17 protein-coding genes are annotated in these 18,090 nt (G+C 59.4%); 4 read left to right on the top strand and 13 right to left on the bottom strand.

The genetic code is table 11. From position 1 onward, the window contains the following. Positions 1–90: 90 nt before the first annotated feature. Positions 91–1,170, top strand: coding sequence for a flagellar biosynthesis protein FlhB (gene flhB, locus DTW90_RS08850; protein ID WP_132521127.1), 1,080 nt, complete (start codon positions 91–93; stop codon positions 1,168–1,170). 5 nt (positions 1,171–1,175) lie between these two features. After that, on the top strand, positions 1,176–1,616 hold the full coding sequence (locus DTW90_RS08845; RefSeq protein WP_132521125.1) for a hypothetical protein: 441 nt from the start codon (positions 1,176–1,178) through the stop codon (positions 1,614–1,616). A gap of 98 nt (positions 1,617–1,714) precedes the next feature. Here DTW90_RS08845 and DTW90_RS08840 read toward each other — a convergent pair whose 3' ends face one another. From DTW90_RS08840 to DTW90_RS08780, 13 genes are all read right to left on the bottom strand, one after another. Then, a complete protein-coding gene (locus DTW90_RS08840; RefSeq protein ID WP_132521123.1) occupies positions 1,715–2,461 on the bottom strand; it encodes a helix-turn-helix transcriptional regulator in 747 nt (248 codons plus the stop codon). A gap of 10 nt (positions 2,462–2,471) precedes the next feature. Then, the gene (locus DTW90_RS08835; protein WP_149337724.1) at positions 2,472–3,212 is read right to left on the bottom strand and encodes a helix-turn-helix transcriptional regulator; all 741 of its coding nucleotides are present in this window, start codon (positions 3,210–3,212) and stop codon (positions 2,472–2,474) included. A gap of 431 nt (positions 3,213–3,643) precedes the next feature. Beyond that, entirely contained in the window at positions 3,644–5,323 is a 1,680-nt protein-coding gene (gene fliF, locus DTW90_RS08830) for a flagellar basal-body MS-ring/collar protein FliF (protein ID WP_149337722.1), read from the bottom strand. Between the two features lie 180 nt (positions 5,324–5,503). Then, the gene (locus tag DTW90_RS08825; protein ID WP_132521117.1) at positions 5,504–5,893 is read right to left on the bottom strand and encodes a hypothetical protein; all 390 of its coding nucleotides are present in this window, start codon (positions 5,891–5,893) and stop codon (positions 5,504–5,506) included. Between the two features lie 17 nt (positions 5,894–5,910). Continuing rightward, positions 5,911–6,462, bottom strand: a complete 552-nt coding sequence (gene cheD, locus DTW90_RS08820) for a chemoreceptor glutamine deamidase CheD (protein WP_149337720.1) — start codon at positions 6,460–6,462, stop codon at positions 5,911–5,913. Next, positions 6,459–6,848 carry a response regulator gene (locus DTW90_RS08815; protein WP_132521113.1) on the bottom strand — a complete coding sequence of 130 codons (390 nt, stop codon included), beginning with the start codon at positions 6,846–6,848 and terminating at the stop codon, positions 6,459–6,461. Before DTW90_RS08815 ends, cheD begins: the two co-directional genes overlap by 4 nt. Then, a complete protein-coding gene (cheB, locus tag DTW90_RS08810; protein WP_149337718.1) occupies positions 6,848–7,891 on the bottom strand; it encodes a protein-glutamate O-methylesterase CheB in 1,044 nt (347 codons plus the stop codon). The genes DTW90_RS08815 and cheB overlap by 1 nt, the downstream gene beginning before the upstream one ends. After that, on the bottom strand, positions 7,888–8,793 hold the full coding sequence (gene cheR, locus DTW90_RS08805) for a protein-glutamate O-methyltransferase CheR (protein ID WP_132521109.1): 906 nt from the start codon (positions 8,791–8,793) through the stop codon (positions 7,888–7,890). The genes cheB and cheR overlap by 4 nt, the downstream gene beginning before the upstream one ends. Further along, positions 8,790–9,257, bottom strand: coding sequence for a chemotaxis protein CheW (locus tag DTW90_RS08800; protein ID WP_132521107.1), 468 nt, complete (start codon positions 9,255–9,257; stop codon positions 8,790–8,792). The genes cheR and DTW90_RS08800 overlap by 4 nt, the downstream gene beginning before the upstream one ends. A gap of 4 nt (positions 9,258–9,261) precedes the next feature. After that, complete coding sequence (locus tag DTW90_RS08795) at positions 9,262–11,568, bottom strand: chemotaxis protein CheA (protein WP_149337716.1); 2,307 nt, start codon at positions 11,566–11,568, stop codon at positions 9,262–9,264. Positions 11,569–11,583: 15 nt separating this feature from the next. Then, positions 11,584–11,949 carry a chemotaxis response regulator CheY1 gene (cheY1, locus tag DTW90_RS08790; RefSeq protein ID WP_132521103.1) on the bottom strand — a complete coding sequence of 122 codons (366 nt, stop codon included), beginning with the start codon at positions 11,947–11,949 and terminating at the stop codon, positions 11,584–11,586. Beyond that, positions 11,946–12,242 carry an STAS domain-containing protein gene (locus tag DTW90_RS08785; protein WP_132521101.1) on the bottom strand — a complete coding sequence of 99 codons (297 nt, stop codon included), beginning with the start codon at positions 12,240–12,242 and terminating at the stop codon, positions 11,946–11,948. Before DTW90_RS08785 ends, cheY1 begins: the two co-directional genes overlap by 4 nt. Before the next feature lie 63 nt (positions 12,243–12,305). After that, positions 12,306–13,964, bottom strand: coding sequence for a globin-coupled sensor protein (locus DTW90_RS08780; RefSeq protein WP_149337714.1), 1,659 nt, complete (start codon positions 13,962–13,964; stop codon positions 12,306–12,308). A 744-nt stretch (positions 13,965–14,708) separates the two neighbouring features. Between DTW90_RS08780 and DTW90_RS08775 the strand changes: the two genes are divergently transcribed. Both DTW90_RS08775 and ybaL read left to right on the top strand, forming a co-directional pair. After that, entirely contained in the window at positions 14,709–16,166 is a 1,458-nt protein-coding gene (locus DTW90_RS08775; RefSeq protein WP_188079924.1) for a glycosyltransferase family 39 protein, read from the top strand. A gap of 73 nt (positions 16,167–16,239) precedes the next feature. Further along, on the top strand, positions 16,240–18,081 hold the full coding sequence (gene ybaL, locus DTW90_RS08770; RefSeq protein ID WP_149337710.1) for a YbaL family putative K(+) efflux transporter: 1,842 nt from the start codon (positions 16,240–16,242) through the stop codon (positions 18,079–18,081). Positions 18,082–18,090: the final 9 nt, after the last annotated feature.

Genomic DNA, 18,090 nt, shown 5'->3' with positions numbered 1-18,090 from the left:
GTTGCTCCAGGCGCGCTCCAAGTCTAGGTTTTCTCAACATCAGGCCGCGCATGATGCGCGGCCTTTGTCCGTTTATGAAGGACGGTAGAAGTGGCCGACGAGGACAAGGACAGTAAAACAGAAGACCCGACCGGCAAAAAAATGCAGGACGCGGTTCTCAAGGGTAATATCCCGGTCTCCAGGGAAATCACCCTTTTCGCCTCGATGCTTGCCACATTCGTTTATCTTATCTTCTTCCTACCCGATCGGGTGGGGCGCATGGGCGAAATTCTGCGCGACCTGTTCGAAAAATCGGATCAGTGGAACATCGAGACCGGCCCCGACGTGATGTCGCTTTTCGCTCGGATCGGCTGGGAAGTCGCTTACCTCATGCTCCCCGCCATTGCTCTTTTCTTTGTCTTCGGTATCGGTTCATCGTTTGCGCAGAACATGCCGTCCTTCGTCTGGGACCGCTTGATGCCCGATTTCAGCCGCGTGTCGCCGACCAAGGGCTGGCAGCGGATCGCCAGCGTGCCCGGCCTCATCGAATTCGGCAAGGCGCTCACCAAGGTTCTGATCGTTGGCGTCATCATGTTCTTCGTGCTGCGCAGCGATTTTCTGCATGCGATCGATGCGCTTTATTCTGATCCGCAGACGCTTTTCGTGCGGCTCTTCGACGTCACACGAAAGATCCTGCTGGTGGTGCTTCTGGCTTCGGCCGTCATCGGCGCCATCGACCTTTTTTGGACGCGCCATCATTGGTACGAGCAGTTGAAGATGACGAAGCAGGAGGTCAAGGACGAATTCAAGCAGTCACAGGGCGACCCGGCGGTGAAGGGCCGTCAGCGTGCTCTCATGCGTGCGCGTGCGCGCCAGCGCATGATGAACAATGTCCCGCGTGCGACGCTTGTCATCGCCAACCCGACGCACTTTGCGGTCGCGCTCCGCTATGTCCGCGAAGAAAACGACGCGCCCGTCGTCGTTGCCAAGGGGCAGGACCTGATTGCCTTGAGAATCAGAGAGATAGCAGAAGAGGCCGGCATCCCCGTTTTCGAAGATCCACCACTCGCGCGCTCCATGTTTGCGCAAGTCTCAGTCGATAGTGTCATCCCATCGGTCTTTTACAAGGCAGTCGCCGAATTGATCCATCGCATCTACGCGGCGCAGTCGAATAAGAAACGGGTACGATAAATCGAATGAAGAAATGCCCCTACTCTGCCCAACGTGAACAAATCCTGGCTGAAGCAATCAGCCCGGTCGCCAGCGAACTCCGGCTGCTGGATGCAGCCGACCTCATTTCGCTGCTGCGCTTCGAATGCTACGGCAATCTCGCCGATCTGGTGGCCTCGGCCGCAGAGCTTTATTTTCACCCCGGCACGGTCAATTTCGGCCTCAGTGGTGACTACAAGCTGGAATGGGGCGGCCCGGCCGAAGTGGGGATCGATCTGGAGATCAAGCCCCGTGGCGTCACGATCTATGCCCGGCTGGCCTTGGCGGAGAATCACGCCGGTATCGAGATCAATCACATCGCGTTTCAGAACGCATCGGCGGATCCGGACGAGAATACGGCCATCCTGGCGCGCAGCCTTGCCGATGCCCGTTATGCGACCAACGGTCTTACGGCTCTCGCCAGCTAATTTTCCGATCAGATCTGCTGAACTGCATGGCCGGCCCATAAAGCCGGTCAATTCTTTTGGCATTTCTGAAGGATAATTGTGGCCGTGAGAGAGGCGTCTCAGCTGATATAGCCGAGGCGGATCGCCTTGGCGATTGCCTGGATTCGATTGACCGAATCGAGCTTGATCGTGGCCGAGCCGAGATAAGCGTTGACGGTGTGTACGGAAAGCCCAAGCTTCTCGGCGATCTCTTCGCTGATCCTTCCGTCGCCTGCCAATTGCAGACAGGCGATCTCGCGTTCGCTGAGCGCTTCGGCTGCCACCGAGCGACGTTCATCGAGCGACAACAGGTCCATCATGATCTGACAGCTCCTGCCATGCAGATCCACGATCATGTCGCTTGTAAGGTCGATGAAATTTGCGGTGAAGACCACATAGCCGTTGCCGACCGCGCCGAGCCGAATCGGAAAGGCAACGCCTGCAAAAGGCAGGAGATGCGGCTTCAAGCGGACGGTAAAGGCAGCAAAATCCGGCGTCTCCGCCGTACTGTCGTCCTCACGTCCGTTCCACATCAACGGCAACAGTGACTTGTCGATATGCTCGATCAGGGCGGCGCCATAGGCATCGACGAAAAGCTTGCCGGCGGTGGCATTGGTGGCGCCCCAATTGTCCAGCTCGCAAACCAGGCGCTGCGTGCTGGGAAGCCCCGAGCCGCCGATGCGATAGACGGCGAAATTGCGGGCATCGATCAACTTCTGCATCGAGACCAGCTTCGGGAAGACATCGGAACGACTGGAAACCCGCTGGACGCGAACGGGCCGCATTTCGTTCGGTCTCGTCGTCGTCCTGTCCGGCGGATAGCGCATCGAAAGCCCTTTAAACGAGATTATTTCTGACCGCAAAGGCGATCGCTTCCGATCGCGTCTTGGTCGCCGTCTTTCGCATGACGCTGGTGATATAGTTGTTGATCGTGTTGCGCGAGATGCCGAGGATCATCGCGATTTCGTCGCTCGTCTTTCCTTCCGCGATCCAGAAAAGACATTCCAGCTCGCGCTCGGTCAACTCGAAGTCGCGATCGCTCTTGGTCTCGCCGTAGCGATTGAAGCTCGAATAGTATCCGGCGAGAAGCCCGACATCGCGCAGCCGCTCCGGCGACAGAATGAAGCCTTCGCGAAAAAGCAGCATCAGCGAGAGCCGTGTGCGTCCGACATTGAATGTCAGCGAACAATATTGCCTGCTGACACCCTCGGGCAGCAGGACGTCGTCAGGAAGACCTGCGAAATTCGGCTGGAACAGCTGCAGGCACTTTTCCATTTCGGTTGTGCGGATATAGCCACTGACAAGCTCCGACGCCAGCCGCCGGACGAGATCGAAAGGCCAATCCGAGGAGACCACGAAATCGAGACCGCTCTCCTGTATGAGGTCGCAGCGAACCAGAAGGTAATGCGAGGCGCCAACGTAGTCGGTCAAGGCGCAAAGTCCGGACTGCAGATGCTCGGAACCAGCAATCTCGGTCAGCCGCAGGATGAGCTGCTCACGCGACAACGCCTTTCCGGAAGCGGCCAAAACAGCGGCCTCCTTATCGCTCTTGCTCGCCTGCAATATCTGCATGTCCATTTGCACTTCCTGCAGCTGTTAAACGATTAACGTCAAACCTGAGCATTGCTCGACCAGGACTTAACCACCCCATATTCATGCGGGACGGAGCATTTTCGCATTCGCTAGAATCACTAAGATTGTAATCATCCGATTATGAGTCCGCATCTCCACTTTTTGGGAGTTTACGAAAATTGCATTTCGTGCCTGCGATTCGCACCAAATATCGCATTCGCCACAATAGGTATGATGATATTAGGTTGATTCTTCACCAGCAGCAATGGAATTCAAGGCCTGCCCTTCGTCCATCCACGACGCGGTAATAGGGAAAGAGCGGGTCTGGGGGGCTCCACAGGGCTCTCATCGCGAGAAAATTCCGAGAATTTACTTCGGGCAACCGACGAATCCCCCGGCACAAATAAAAAGGGCCGGGAAATCCCGGCCCTTTTTCATCACGCTGCGGCATCGACCGCCCATTTTCGAAGGATTTTCGCTGCGCGTTCCTCGCTCATTTCCACCATGCGCGCGAGGCGCCGTTCCGGGCCTTCCTTGAGGCGGCGGTTGAAGCTGCCGTCGTCGTCGCCCATCGTCAGCAGATCGTCGGTGCTGTCGAAACCGAAGTCGGAGCCGAAGCCGTCCATCAGTGCTGCGCCAGGGCCGCCGCCTGCCGGTGCGAAATCCGGGAGTTCGAGGCCGGCTGCTTCCGGCAGAGCCTCTCCTGCCGCCGCACCACCGCGGATCGAGCGGATCAGCGGACGGAAGCCCATCCAGACGATCAGGAATGCCACGACCACGAAGGCGGCCGAGTTGATGATGCCTGCGAGATTGCTGCTCAACATCTGCATGATCGACGGGCCGGAAGCATTGTCGCTCAGCAGTTGGTCGTCGAGGAAGTCCATCGCATTGACGGTCACGACGTCGCCGCGAGACGTATCGACACCGGCAGCGGATGCGACGATCTTCTGCATCTCGGCCAGATAGGCGTCGATCTTTGCCTGGTCGGCAGGCTCGCCGACCATCTTTGCGAGGCGGCCCTTGTTGACGACGACAGCGATGGACAGCTTGTCGATCTTGTAGCCGTTGCGAACCGTCGCAACCGTCGTGCTGTTGATTTCGTAGTTGGTCTGGTTGTCCTGCTTGTTGGACTGGTCTTTCGACTGCGGTCCACCGCCGCCCGCCTGCGGAGCCGCCTGCGGAACGTTCTGCTCGACCGTTGCGGCCGTGTCGGACTGGTTCTGCTGCGACTGCGAGTTTTCCTTGCTCGTGCGAACGGAGCGCTCGACCTTGGAATCGGGATCGTACTTGGTTTCCTGCGTCTGCTGGGTGTCCGTATTCAGCTGCGCGGTTACGCTGGAGCGAAAGTTGTCCGCGCCAAGGAAAGGCGCCAGGGCCTTGTCAATATTGGCTGCAATGTCGCTCTGCACGTTCTGCACGACGCCGAGATTGCGGTTGAGCTGGCTGTTGCTCGGATCATCGCCCGAGGCCAGAAGCTGGCCGGTGGAATCGAGGATCGTCACGTCGTCGACGGCAAGCCCGGGTACGGCGGAGGCGACAAGATGCCTGATCGACTGCGCGGCCCTCTGGCCGGCCGCAGCACTTGCCCGGATCATGACGGAAGCCGTCGGCTTCTGATTGGGCGTCCTGAAATTGCCCGCATCCGCCATGACGAGATGCACCCTGGCAGATGAGATGCCATTGATCGAGGTGATCGTGCGGGCGATCTCGCCTTCCAGCGCACGCACGCGGGTCACTTCCTGCATGAAGGATGTGAGGCCGAGCGAACCGACATTGTCGAAGAGTTCGTAGCCGGCATTGGTGCTGTTCGGCAATCCGCGCTCGGCGAGAAGGAGACGGGCCTTGCCTGTCGTGCCGGCCGGAACGGTAACGCTTGAACCATCAGTACCGACCTGGAAGTCGATATTGTTTTCGGCAAGAACCATGCTGATCTGGTTCAGGTCAGCCTTTTCCAATCCGACATAGAGGGTTTCTTGAGCGGGTTTGTTGACGAAGAAAGCGGCCCCGAGGACCACGGCGATAGAGACGACTGCAACGCCGCCCAGAATCATAAGCTTTGTTCGCCCTAGATTCTGAAGGTTCTTAACGACCTGAAGTAATTGATTTAACAGATTCATTCTGTTCTCGCACGTTTCGTCAAAGACAAAAATGGCTTTGTGCCCTGCAGCGAAACTAGTGGGCGAAACTTGTGCGAGCGTTTCGTCCGAACCGGACAAAACCGAAAAACCGCTGCTATTTCATAGATGATCCGCCACCGGGCGGACTTGAGACCGGGCGATCAGACTGCCCAGAGACGATCAGAAAAAGTCGAAATCACCGGCTGCCTTGCCCAGTGGCTGCGAATGACCATGGCGCAGACCGCCCGCAAGGGCCTTCTGCATTTCGGCAAGCTTCACCAGGCTGAGAGCGGTCGTGACATCGACCATCCAGCCATCGGGAATGCCTCCGGTGATCGTATCGATGAACTCTGCAATCCCGCGCGTCTTTTGCACTGCAAGATCGATACCCTGCATGACCTTCATGGATTCCGGTGCTTCAAATATGCTGGGACCGCCAAGCTCGATCAGCTGAGGCTCGATCCGCTCGATCAGGTATGCGACATCGTGCAATTCCGAAACGATACGCATCAGGATGGCGGGCAGAGCCTCGTCTCCGGATGCCGGCTCGGTATGCGGGACAATGTTCATAAAATAATCCTCGCGCCTTAAAAAAATTCGATCGTATTCTCTGCAGGTTTCGGCGCAAAGACCGGGCGCTGTTCGAGGGCCACGGTTTTCTGCGTTTCGGCGCCGGTCAACGGATATTGCCGTGCACGGCCCGACATCGGCCAGTATTCTATCTTGCGCCCATGTTCCCCGCCGGTGCTCGATCCGACGACGGGAATGCCTTCGTCCCTCAGGAACTGCACAGCGAAGGCTGCGTTCTGCTCACCAACGTTGGAGAAGGTCGCAATCGTCTTCGCTCCACCGAAGATCTTTGCCTCCAGGCGGTCACGGCGCGCGCCCTTCTTCAAAAGTCCGTTGATCAGCAATTCCATCAGATGGACGCCATAGCGCGTCGCGTCACCGCCGGTCATCGGCGTTGCGGCGTTTCCGGGCAGCAAGAAATGGTTCATACCGCCGACACCGGCGATGGGATCACGCAGACATGCAGCTACGCACGAGCCGAGAATAGTCGTCAGGACGACGTCTTCACTGACGACCTTATACTCGCCTTGAATGATGTGCATGCGTCGAGCTGCACTATCGGTGATCATTTCAATGCTCCGAACACGGCCTCGATGGCGGCCTTCATCTTTTCGATGGTGAAAGGTTTGGCCAGGACATTGTTTGCGCCCAGCTGAGCCGCCTTTTGCACCAGGGCACGATCGCCCTGCGCCGTCAGGATGATGAAAGCCGCCTTCTTGGTCGCCGGATTGGCCCGAACATGTTGCAGAAAGACGATGCCATCCATCTTCGGCATGTTGAAATCCGAGATGACCAGATGGTGGGGCTGCTCGGCCATGATCTTCATGCCCTGCTCACCGTCGCCAGCTGCGGTAATCTGTTTGAAACCCAGTTGTGTCAGCGCATCACTCAGCAGAAGACGGCTGGTGACCTGGTCGTCGACGATTAGAACTTTAATTTTCTCCGCAAGAGACATTACTCGCTCTCCTTTCGGGCGGCTGTCATTTTCAGTATTTCATCTCCGATGGCATTCAGCGGAAGCTGCTGCTCAACGCCGCCAAGTTCGTACGCAACCCTTGGCATTCCGTAAACAACGCACGTTTTTTCGTTCTGACCCACAGTTCTCGCACCGGAATGACGCATTTTGAGCAGGCCAGCGGCCCCATCGCGTCCCATACCGGTCAAAATAACGCCTACGGCGTTTCGACCAGCGAGTTCTGCAACGGAGTCAAAGAGGACGTCGACCGAAGGACGATGGCCGTTCACCGGCTCCTTCTCGATAAGTCGGCAATGGGGTGCGGACGCATTTGCGACCTGCAAGTGACGCTCGCCGCCCGGTGCCAGATAGATCTTGCCGATCTCAAGCCGCGCGCCATCGGTCGCTTCTTGGACAACAGGCGCACAGAGGCGATTGAGACGTTCGGCAAAGCTCTTGGTGAATGTCGGCGGCATATGCTGGGTAATGACGGTCGGCGGGCAGTTCGCCGGGAATTTCTGAAGAACCGCGATCAGCGCTTCCACGCCGCCGGTCGACGAGCCGATCGCCACGATCTTGCGTCCCACCCGGAAATCCGCGACGGGTGGCGCCGCCGGTGCCTCTACTGAAGGAGCGCGCTGATATTGACGCTGCGAGCGGGCGGCGGCCTTCACCTTGTCGGCAAGATCGCCGAAGGGGTTCCGGTCGCCCGGAGCCGGCTTGCCGACGCAATCGAAGGCGCCGATTTCAAGCGCCGCAAGCGTCGCCTCTGCGCCGCGATGCGTCATGGTCGAGACCATGATGACCGGCATCGGCCGGAGCTTCATGATTTTTTCCAGGAACTCCAGACCGTTCATGTTGGGCATCTCGATATCGAGCGTGACCACATCCGGGTTGAGTTGCTTGATGGCGGCGCGCGCTTCCATGGCGTCGCCGGCTTGGCCGATAACATCGACATCGGGGTCGGAACTCAGGACAGCGGTGATAAGACCGCGCATCGTCGGTGAGTCGTCGACAACTAGGACTCGGGCAGGAGCCGTCATGCTCTTCTCCCTGAATTTTTGCCGGTATAGCGATAGGTGGTGATGCCGATATTGTCGAAGAGATGCTTGGCATCTCCCGAAACGCGCTCGGAATGACCGATGTAGAGGTGACCGCCTTCCGGCAGCAGGCCGGCAAAACGGGACCAGATCTTCATCTGCGTAGGCTCGTCGAAATAGATGACGACGTTGCGACAGAAGATGACGTCGAAATTGCCCTTGAATGGCCATTGCGCCATCAGGTTCAATTCGTTGAAGGTAATCAGGCGCTTGACGCGATCGTCGACCTGGAACTTGCGACGCCCTTGTACCTGGACTTCCTGGAACCATTGCTTGCGCATGGCAGGCGACACGGTTTCCAGCGAGCCCTCGTCATAGGCGCCGGCGCGGGCAAGACCAAGGATCTTCGGATCGATATCCGTTGCCAGGATGCGGAAATCATAGTCCGCGGCGTTCGGCATCAACGACAGGACGGTGAGCGCGATCGAATAGGGCTCCTGCCCATCCGAGCAGGCAGCCGACCATATGCGGACCCGACCGCCGCTTCTTGCCCTTGCCAGAAGGTCCGGCAGCACCTCGTTGCGCAGGTGCTCGAAATGATGGTTTTCGCGGAAGAAGCGCGTGAAATTCGTCGTCAGATGCGACAGCATCTCGCGTCTGGCGCCAGCGCCGGCCGGCGACGATACGAGAGAACAATATTCCCGGAAGCCCGAGAGTCCGAGGCTGCGGATATGCTTGGAAAGCCTCGAATAGACCAGCGAGGCCTTCGATTCATTCAGCGAAATGCCGGCATCCGCATAGATCATCGCCGCGATTTCGGACAGATCACGGCGCGTCAGCGGATATTCACCGCTGGCGAGGACCTCGTCGGAACCCAGCAGATCCTTTGCTCCCATCAAGCTCATGCAGCCTCGCTTTCAATATCCGGGAACAGGGCCTCGAGCTCGACGAGACAGATCATCCGGCGATCGATCGCCAGAATGCCGCGTGCGAACCTCTTTTGCAGATCGGAAGAAATCTCCGGCGTCGGCTGAATGTTTTCTTCGGTGATGGTCAGTATGTCGGAGACCGCCTCGACCAGCAGGCCGACCGACTGGCGCTTGACCTGGGCGACGATAATGACGTGCCGGGGGGAAGGCTCGGCGGGTTGCATGCCCAGCCTCAGGGACAGATCGATGATCGGCAGCACCTCGCCGCGAAGGTTGATGACACCCTTCATGTAAGATGGCGCATGCGGCATGGCGGTTGCCGGCGTCCAGCCCCGGATTTCGCGTACCGACATGATGTCGACGCAGAATTCCTGGTCGCCGATGCGAAACGCAATCAGCTCGCGGGCACCCTGGATCAAATTCTTGACGGCGTACGACATTACCTTATCCCGCTGCTGCGTAAGACATTTCGGCCTTCAGCGACTGACCGCGCGAGGCAGCGACAACCGCGTCCACGTCGAGGATGAGCGCCACACGCCCGTCGCCGAGAATGGTTGCAGCAGCGATGCCCGGAACGTGGGTGTAGTTCGCTTCGAGGCTCTTGATGACGACCTGGCGCTGGCCCTGGATGGCATCGACCATCAGAGCGCGCTGACCGCCGCCTTCCGATTCCACCAGGAGCGCCACACCTTCGACAGGGTTGGCCTGGGTGGCGCGGAAATTCAGGATCCGGCCGACATCGACCAGCGGGCAGAAGGAGTTGCGGATCGAGATCAGGCGATGGTTTGCGCCGAAGGAATGGATCGCAGCGGCTTCCGGCTGGAGAGTTTCCACGATCGCGGTCAAGGGCACGACCAGCGTCTGGCCGGCAACCGTTACCACCATGCCGTCGAGAACGGCGAGCGTCAGCGGCAGGCTCATCGTGAAGACGGAACCCTGGCCCGGCTTCGAGGTGATGTTGATACGGCCGCCGAGTGCCTGGATCGAGCGCTTGACGACGTCCATGCCGACACCGCGGCCGGAAATATCGGAGATCTTGTCGGCCGTGGAGAAGCCCGGCAGGAAGATCAGGTTGTCGATTTCCTCGTCCGTCAGGTTGGCGTCGGCAGGGATCAGGTCGTTGTCGATCGCCTTCTGCCGGACCTTTTCGCGGTTGATGCCGGCGCCGTCGTCGGCAAGTTCGATTAGAATGCGGCCGGAACGATGCTTTGCCGTCAGGCGAACCGTACCTTCGGGATTCTTGCCGAGCGCGGTGCGTTTTTCCGGGCTCTCAACGCCGTGGTCAACAGCGTTGCGGATCATGTGGGTCAGCGGCTCGGCCAGCTTGTCGATGACCGTCTTGTCGACTTCGGTGTTTTCACCTTCGGTGATGAGGCGGATCGACTTGCCCGTCATGTCGGCGATTTCGCGAACGATACGCGACATGCGCTGGAAGACGGGCTTCACAGGCTGTGCGCGGATGGCCATGACCGAGTCCTGGATCTCGCGGGTGAGCTGCTGCAGCTCCTCGAGACCCATGTTGATCGATGAGGTACCGGTCGTGTCGTTCTCGATGACGCTCTGCGAGAGCATCGCCTGGTTGATAACAAGCTCGCCGACGAGGTTGATCAGGCGGTCGACGCGATCGAGATCGACGCGGATCGTCTGGCCGGCGCTGTTGGCGGCGGCATTGTTCTGTGCGGCGGCAGCAGCGGCGGCTGCGCTCGGCTCTTTCTTTTCGGCACGGGAGGCAGCGGCGGCAAGCTGCGTGACATTGCTTGCTGTTTCCGCTGCTGCGACGGCTTCTGCCGCATCGCTTCTCCTCTTCGGCTCATCGGCGGCCTCGGCCGGCGCGGGCTCGTCGTCCAATGCGGAGAGATCGAACGGAACCGGGATCATCGGCAGCTCGTCGTTGCCGCTGTCATCGCTGATCACGTCCTCGGCCGGATGGATCTCGAGTTCGCAATCCCATTCTGCAAATTCGAAGACGGTTCGGATAGCGTCTTCGCCCTTGTCGGTCTTGATGGAAATCGCCCACTTGAAATAGGCCGCTTCCGGATCCAGCTGGTCGAGGCCAGGCAGGGCATCCATGTCGCAGCGAATGCTCATCTCGCCGAGGCGCGAAAGATCGCGCAGCAGCAGAGTGGCGTCATTGCCCTTCGAATAGAGATCGGCGCGCGGCTTGAAGCTGATTTCGAACTGCGGAAGCTCGGGATGAACGTCCTCGGCACCGTCGAATTCATCGAAGGTGAAAGGTATCGGCTGGAAGCCGCTATCGTCTGTCGGAGCGGGCGCTGCCTTTACGACCACGGGTGCCGACGCTGCAGCCTTGGGAGCGGCGGCAGGCTTGGGTGCAGGCGCTTCTGCATGGGCCGAGGGAGCGGGCATTTCGCCATGGGCGAGTGCCTCGAGTTCCTTGACCAGGCCGCGGCTTCTCGACTCATCGACGCTGCCGCCGTCACGGGCAGCGTTTGTCAGGTCGGCAAGCACATCGGCAGCCTTGAGCATGACCTTCAGGACATCCTGGGTCGGCTCAAGCTTGTTGGAACGAACGCAATCGAGAGTGGTCTCGAAGACATGGGCAAAGGAGACCAGATCATCCAGACCGAATGCACCAGCTCCACCCTTGATGGAATGAACGGCACGGAACACGGCATTGACGGTTTCCGGATCGCGGTCTCCGTCATTCATTTTCAGGAGACCGGATTCCAGTTCCGCGAGCTGCTCCTCGCACTCCTGGAAGAAGATCTCTTTGATTTCGTTCATATCCATAGGAAAAAATCCTGTTTAAGCGGTTACACGCTCGATGGCATCGATCAATTTGGCCGGGTCGAAGGGCTTGACGATCCAGCCGGTCGCACCAGCCTGGCGCGCGCGGTTCTTCTTCTCGGCATCGCTCTCCGTCGTCAGGACCAGGATCGGGATCGCGCGGTACTTGTCGTTGCGGCGAACGCCCTCGATGAAGCCGAAGCCGTCGAGACGCGGCATGTTGATGTCGGTCACGATGACGTCAGGATTGCTCTCCTCGAGAACTTCGAGGCCTTCAACGCCGTCTTCCGCCTGGATGGTCTCGAAACCTGCATTGTTGAGCGTAACGAGAAGCATGTTACGGATCGTCCGTGAATCATCCACGGTAAGCACTCTCTTCTTCATTGCCGGATCTCCTTGGCAAGCAGATGATCGATATTGATGCCGATCAGCTGCATCGTTTTGTGAAATGCGTCCGATACCTTCGTGAAGGTGAAGGACAGCTTGTCTTCATCCCAGGTCTTGGCGGCGGCCATGAGGACCTGAACGCACAGAGCCCCGACCTTCTCGACGCCCGATGCGTCGATCACGACATTGCTGCCGCGAAGCCCCATCAACTTGCTGCGAAGCGTCGAGGCCTCATTGAGGTCCAGCACCGTAGCCAGACTGATCGACTTCTCGCCTTTCCTGCTCGCCATTACTTCATTCCTTGTCTGTTGGTTTCAGGCCCCAGCGCCTGCGTATGCATAAGATAAAGTGCATCAGTAAACATTCCGCCCGCCTCCAGCGGCTGCCGAGTAGAGCGGGAAGTCGAATTCATCCATTTCCTCGGCATCGCCGGTAATCTGTGCCGGAACATTGCGCTCCAAGGCCGGCAGGGATGCCACGGTGTCCATCCTGCGCTGCGCCGGACCGTCGCTTGCATATTGCTTCTCGCGGGCGACGCGGAATTCCCGGATCGTCTGGCCGAGTTCGAGAATGACCGTGTGGAGATGATCGGCGCCCTCGCCGGAACGGGCAGCCAGCGTGCTGGTGCCTGCCACGCGCTCGCTCAAGGCGCCCACGTCATCAGTCACGGTCTGAAGGTCTAGCGCCTGGCCGTCGGTGGCGCTGGCTATGCCCGAAATGGCCTCGTTGATGTCGGCCACCTGGCGCACGATGCTGCCGATGGCCTCCTGGGTGCGGCCGACCATCTGCACGCCTGAATCGACCTGCGCCTTGGTGCCCGTCACCAGCGTCTTGATTTCGCGGGCGGCATCGGCGGAACGCTGGGCAAGCGCCCTCACCTCCTGCGCGACGACGGCGAAGCCGCGGCCGGAGTCGCCGGCGCGCGCTGCCTCGATGCCGGCGTTCAGCGCGAGGAGATTGGTCTGGAAGGCGATCTCGTCGATGACGCCGATGATCTGGCCGATTTTCTCGGCAGAAGATTCGATATCCGCCATGGCGGTGATCGCCTGACCGACGACATGGCCGCTCTGTTCGGCAGCGATGCGTGTCGAGGCGACGGCTTTTTCAGCGGAACGCGTGCTGACGGCATTGCCGCGAACTTGCTGGGCCAGGCCTTCCAGGCGCTTGGCGGAAGCCTGAAGCTGCCGGGAATGATCGGTGGATGCTTCGCTAAGGTTGCGGCTGTCGCGGGCGATAGTGCCTGTCGCAGCTTCAGCAGCCCGGACCCGTCCGCCGAGAGCGGTAAATTCCGTCTGGATATCATCGAGCGCGCCGTTGAGGGTTTCAACCAGGCCCGAATAGGCCTCCGGTACTTCGTTCGTCACGCGCGCGGTCAGATCGCGTTCGGCGAGAGCCCGGATCACATCGCCGAAGATGTGACCGATATCAGCCTGATCCGTCTGACGCTGCTCGGCGAGTGCACGCTGATGACTGACGCGCAACTGATTGAAGCGCAGGGAGACGGCAATCTCGATGTCGACCATGACCAGCCGGACGACAGCCGCCATGAGCTCGCCAAGTTCGCGAGCCCGGCGCTTGGTGCCCGGAAGGATCGCCCGACCGCCCATCTCCTCCAGAAGACCGGACAGCAGATGCTCGAGCACGATACCATGACCGGCGACGTGCCAGCGCGGGTCGAGGCCCATCTTGCTTTCCGAATCCGAAAGGATCTTCACCCGCTCGGCATAGAGGCTGTCGAAGCGGGCGTCAGTCAGCACATCCCAATGGGAGGACTGCAGATCATGAAGGCGCTCGACCTGGCGTTCGCTCGAAAAATTTCGCGATGCGTCCGGAAAGGATTGGAAGCGGTGGAAGAGATCGCGCAGGCCTTCCTTCAGCTGCGCCTGCAGCATGGGGCGATGACGGCGAACCATCTCGCACTGCTCGGCATCGAGACCGGCAAAACGCAGGCGGTCGCGAAGGCTGCCTGCCTGCGCCCGCTGTGCCTGATCTGATGGCGAATCCTGCGCCAATGCCGTCCCCACCGAAATGCCGCGCAAAACGCCCGGCGAAACAAAATTATCCAGTTTAAGCAAAACGATAGCGAAAGGAGACACGCACGCTGCTGGCGACACGCTGCCGCCGGCAGGCAAAAGCCCGCTCATTCACCAAAATCTGTTCCTGGAACTATCTGATGAAATAGATACCGGACCTACCCGGTACGACGGTGGCGGCTTCATGCCTGGTGGGAACGAGCAACAGCTTCCCATTCCGACGTGTAGTGCAATGTTTATGGTTAATTCCTTGCTTGAAGGTTAATAAGACGACACCGCCGTTCGCTTTTGAATTAAATTGCTTTTTTCTAATGACCGGTATTCTTGCCGTTGCAGAATAGGCGCAAGTCACAAGCAAGCTTGGCGCTATAGATCGGCAAGAAGAGAATGCACAAAGCAGTTAAGGAAGAGCAATGATTGTTCTTGGCATGAGCGCTTCACTGATCGCCGGCATGACGCTGTTTGCGATTGCGTTTCTGGCGCGCCTCGACAGCCGCGACAAGGCTGTCCTCAGAGTTCTCTGACCTCCTCCCGCAATAGGCGACACCAAGCCTTCATAACCACGCTTCATCTGCGCGCCGCGGACGTGCCGATACATTTGCCATCTGCTAGGCGATGGGCTGGCGCCGGGCGCAATAGTTGCCTATGAAGGCCACCATCGAACCGCCGCCAGATCGAGTGCAGATGACCAGCCTCTCCTATACCGACGCAAGTAACAGGACCCTGTCGCTTCGATTTGGTCTTGCGATCGTGTTTTCCGTCACGCTCTGGCGTGTGGTTATGCTCCATTTCAACAGGACCGACCTGTTTCTGGATGAGGCACAATACTGGTTCTGGGGCCAGAACCTCGATTTTGGTTATTATTCCAAGCCGCCGATCATCGCCTGGGTGATCCGCTTCTTCAATGCGATCTCCGGATCGGACTCGACCTTCTGGATCCGCCTTTCGGCGCCGCTGTTCCACATGGCGACAGCCTTGATGCTGATGCGCATCACCCGCCGCCTCGGCTGGGAGGAGATCGCGGCCTGGGTCGGCGTGACCTTCATCACGCTGCCGGCGGTCTCCCTGTCGTCGACGTTGGTCTCTACGGATACGATCCAGATCCTTTTCGTCGCCATTGCGATATGGGCGTTCCTCGGCCTCAACAAGCGCGCATCCGTCATCGAAGCTCTGCTGCTGGGCGCCAGCCTCGGCCTCGCCTTCATGACGAAATATTCGATCCTGTTCATGCTGCCCGGCGTTGCGGTCGCGATGATCCTCATGCCTTCGGCGCGTATATCCTGGCGCGACTGCCTGATTGCAGCCATTGCCGGCGCCATCATCGTCTCACCGAACCTCTGGTGGAACCTGACGCATGATATTGCAACGGTGCGCCATACGGAAAGCATTGCGCATTGGAGTGGCGGCAAGGGCGGCGGCTCGACGCTTCATCTCGTTGGCGCCATCGAATTCTTCCTGGCGCAATTCGGCGTCGTCGGTCCCATCGTCTTCTTTGCCATGCTCTGGGGCGCCTGGCGGATGATCCGCGGCGAGGCAAACGACAGGGAAACGCTGCTCGTCTGGCTATCCATGCCCGTGGTCATCCTAATCACCCTGCAGGCCTTCTTCGCCAAGGCCTATGCCAACTGGGCAGTCACAGCCTATGTCGCCGGCACGATCCTGGCGGTCTGGTTGCTGCGCGCAACGAAGCGCGGGCTGGTCACCTCCGTCATCATCAACGGCATTCCGGCGGTGCTCCTGCCCATCCTCACCGTCTTTGCCGCAGACCTGAAGCTGCCCAATGGCGATCTCGTGATGAAGCGCTATATGGGCCGCAGCGCGATCAGCCTTGACATCGCGGGTATTGCGAACGACGCGCATCTCGACACGATCGTCGCCCAGGATCGCGATATTCTTGCCGACCTCTTCTATACGCTGAAGGGCAAGCCCTATCATATCTATGCCCGCAATCTCGGCGGTTTCCCGTCAAGCTACTATGAGCAGAACTTTCCGCTTCCAGCAAATACGGGCGGTAATGTCCTATATGTCTCGACCTCGCCGTTCGAATGCTCTGCAGGAGCGGACGAAATGGTCAAGACATGGAAGCCGGAATTCGGTTATATGCGCGGCAAGACACTCTATGCCTATCGCGTAACACCGACCTGTCTCGCCCCTCCCTCGGAGACAGCGTCAGCCGAATGAATGAACGGCCACCACTTCAAGTGGGCCGCGAAAATCATATGTCAGAACGGTCTCAAGCTTCGGGGAGAATTCAATGCCGCATGACACGCCTCTGATTTCAACGATTGTTGGCGGTCTAGTGCTGGCATTCATCTTCGGCGCCATCGCCAACCGGCTGAAGCTGCCGCCCCTGGTCGGCTATCTCATCGCCGGCGTGCTGGTCGGGCCGCATACGCCCGGTTATGTCGCCGACCAGAACCTTGCGCCGGAGCTCGCGGAAATCGGCGTCATCCTTCTGATGTTCGGCGTCGGCCTGCATTTCTCGCTGAAGGATCTGCTCTCCGTACGCGGTATCGCCGTTCCCGGCGCGATCGTGCAGATCGCCTTTGCCACCCTGCTCGGCTGGGGTCTCGGCGAGATCCTTGGCTGGTCGACCGGCGGCAGCCTCGTCTTCGGCCTGGCGCTCTCGGTCGCCTCGACCGTCGTCCTGCTGAAAGCGCTGCAAGAACGGCGCCTCGTCGAAACCGATCGCGGCAAGATCGCCGTCGGCTGGCTGATCGTCGAAGACCTTGCCATGGTGATGGCGCTGGTGCTCATCCCGGCTGCCGCCAGCATTTCAGGCGATGGGCACGGGGCCGTCGAGCCGCTGTCGGCAGCTCTCAACCGGATGCTTGGCCTGGACCTCGGCATCGGCGGCATCATCGGCATGACGCTTTTGAAGGTGGTGCTGTTCGTCGCGCTGATGCTGGTTTTCGGTCGCCGCGTCATTCCCTGGACGATGCATCGCATCGCCCATACCGGGTCGCGCGAACTGTTCCGCCTCGGCGTACTGGCGATCGCGCTCGGCGTCGCATTCGGCGCATCCAAGCTCTTCGGCGTCTCGCTGGCGCTTGGCGCCTTCTTCGCCGGCATGGTGCTTGCCGAAAGCGAACTCAGCCATCGCGCCGCCCAGGAGAGCCTGCCGCTGCGCGACGCTTTCGCCGTGCTCTTCTTCGTTTCCGTCGGCATGCTGTTTGATCCGAACATCATCGTCAACGATCCGGTGACGCTGCTTGCGACAGTCTTCATCATCGTTATCGGCAAGTCGGTGGCTGCCTTCGTTATCGTGCTTGCCTTCCGCAAGCCGCTTAGCACCGCACTGACGATCTCCGCGAGCCTTGCCCAGATCGGCGAATTCTCCTTCATCCTGGCGGCGTTGGGCGTCGATCTCGGCCTGCTGCCACCCGAAGGCCGCGACCTGATCCTCGCCGGTGCGATCATCTCGATCATCCTGAACCCGCTGATCTTCTTCATTTGTGACCGGCTGAAGCAAGGTCTCGAGAAGAGAGGCATCGCACGGCACGATCTGGAAGCCGAAGCTGTCCCGGATACCGTGAGCGGTACGGAAAGTGCGCCGGCCACCCCTGCTCATGCGGAAACCACAGCAGACGAACCTCATCCCACCATGCTTTCCGGTCATGTCGTCCTGATCGGCTATGGACGGGTCGGCAGCATCGTCGGCCAGAGCCTGAGATCGTCGGGTACGCCCTTCGTCGTCGTCGAGGATTCGGACAAGCGGATCGCCGAGTTGCGAGATAGCCACATCGAGGCCATATCGGGCAATGCGGCACTGGCCGAGGTCCTTGCCTATGCCAATATCGCCGCCGCCCGAAGCCTCGTGGTCGCCATTCCGAATGCCTTCGAGGCATGCCATGTGACCGAACGCGCACGCGCGATCAATCCCTCGATATTGATCGTAGCGCGGGCACATTCCGACGCGGAGGTTGAAGAATTGAAGCGCTACGGCGCCGATACCGTAATCATGGGCGAGCGAGAAATTGCAATGGGCATGGTTGACCGGCTCGCTCAAGTGCATCATGACAGGCCGCACTATGAAGATGAGGGACGGGCTGGTATCATGGAGGATGAACCGGTCACCGTTTCCGCAAAAGAATAAGGTCGCTTC

The organism is Neorhizobium sp. P12A (genome assembly GCF_008365395.1).
Lineage (GTDB): Bacteria > Pseudomonadota > Alphaproteobacteria > Rhizobiales > Rhizobiaceae > Rhizobium.
Note: the sequence above shows the minus strand (reverse complement) of the source record. Positions and strands in the feature narration are given on the sequence as shown.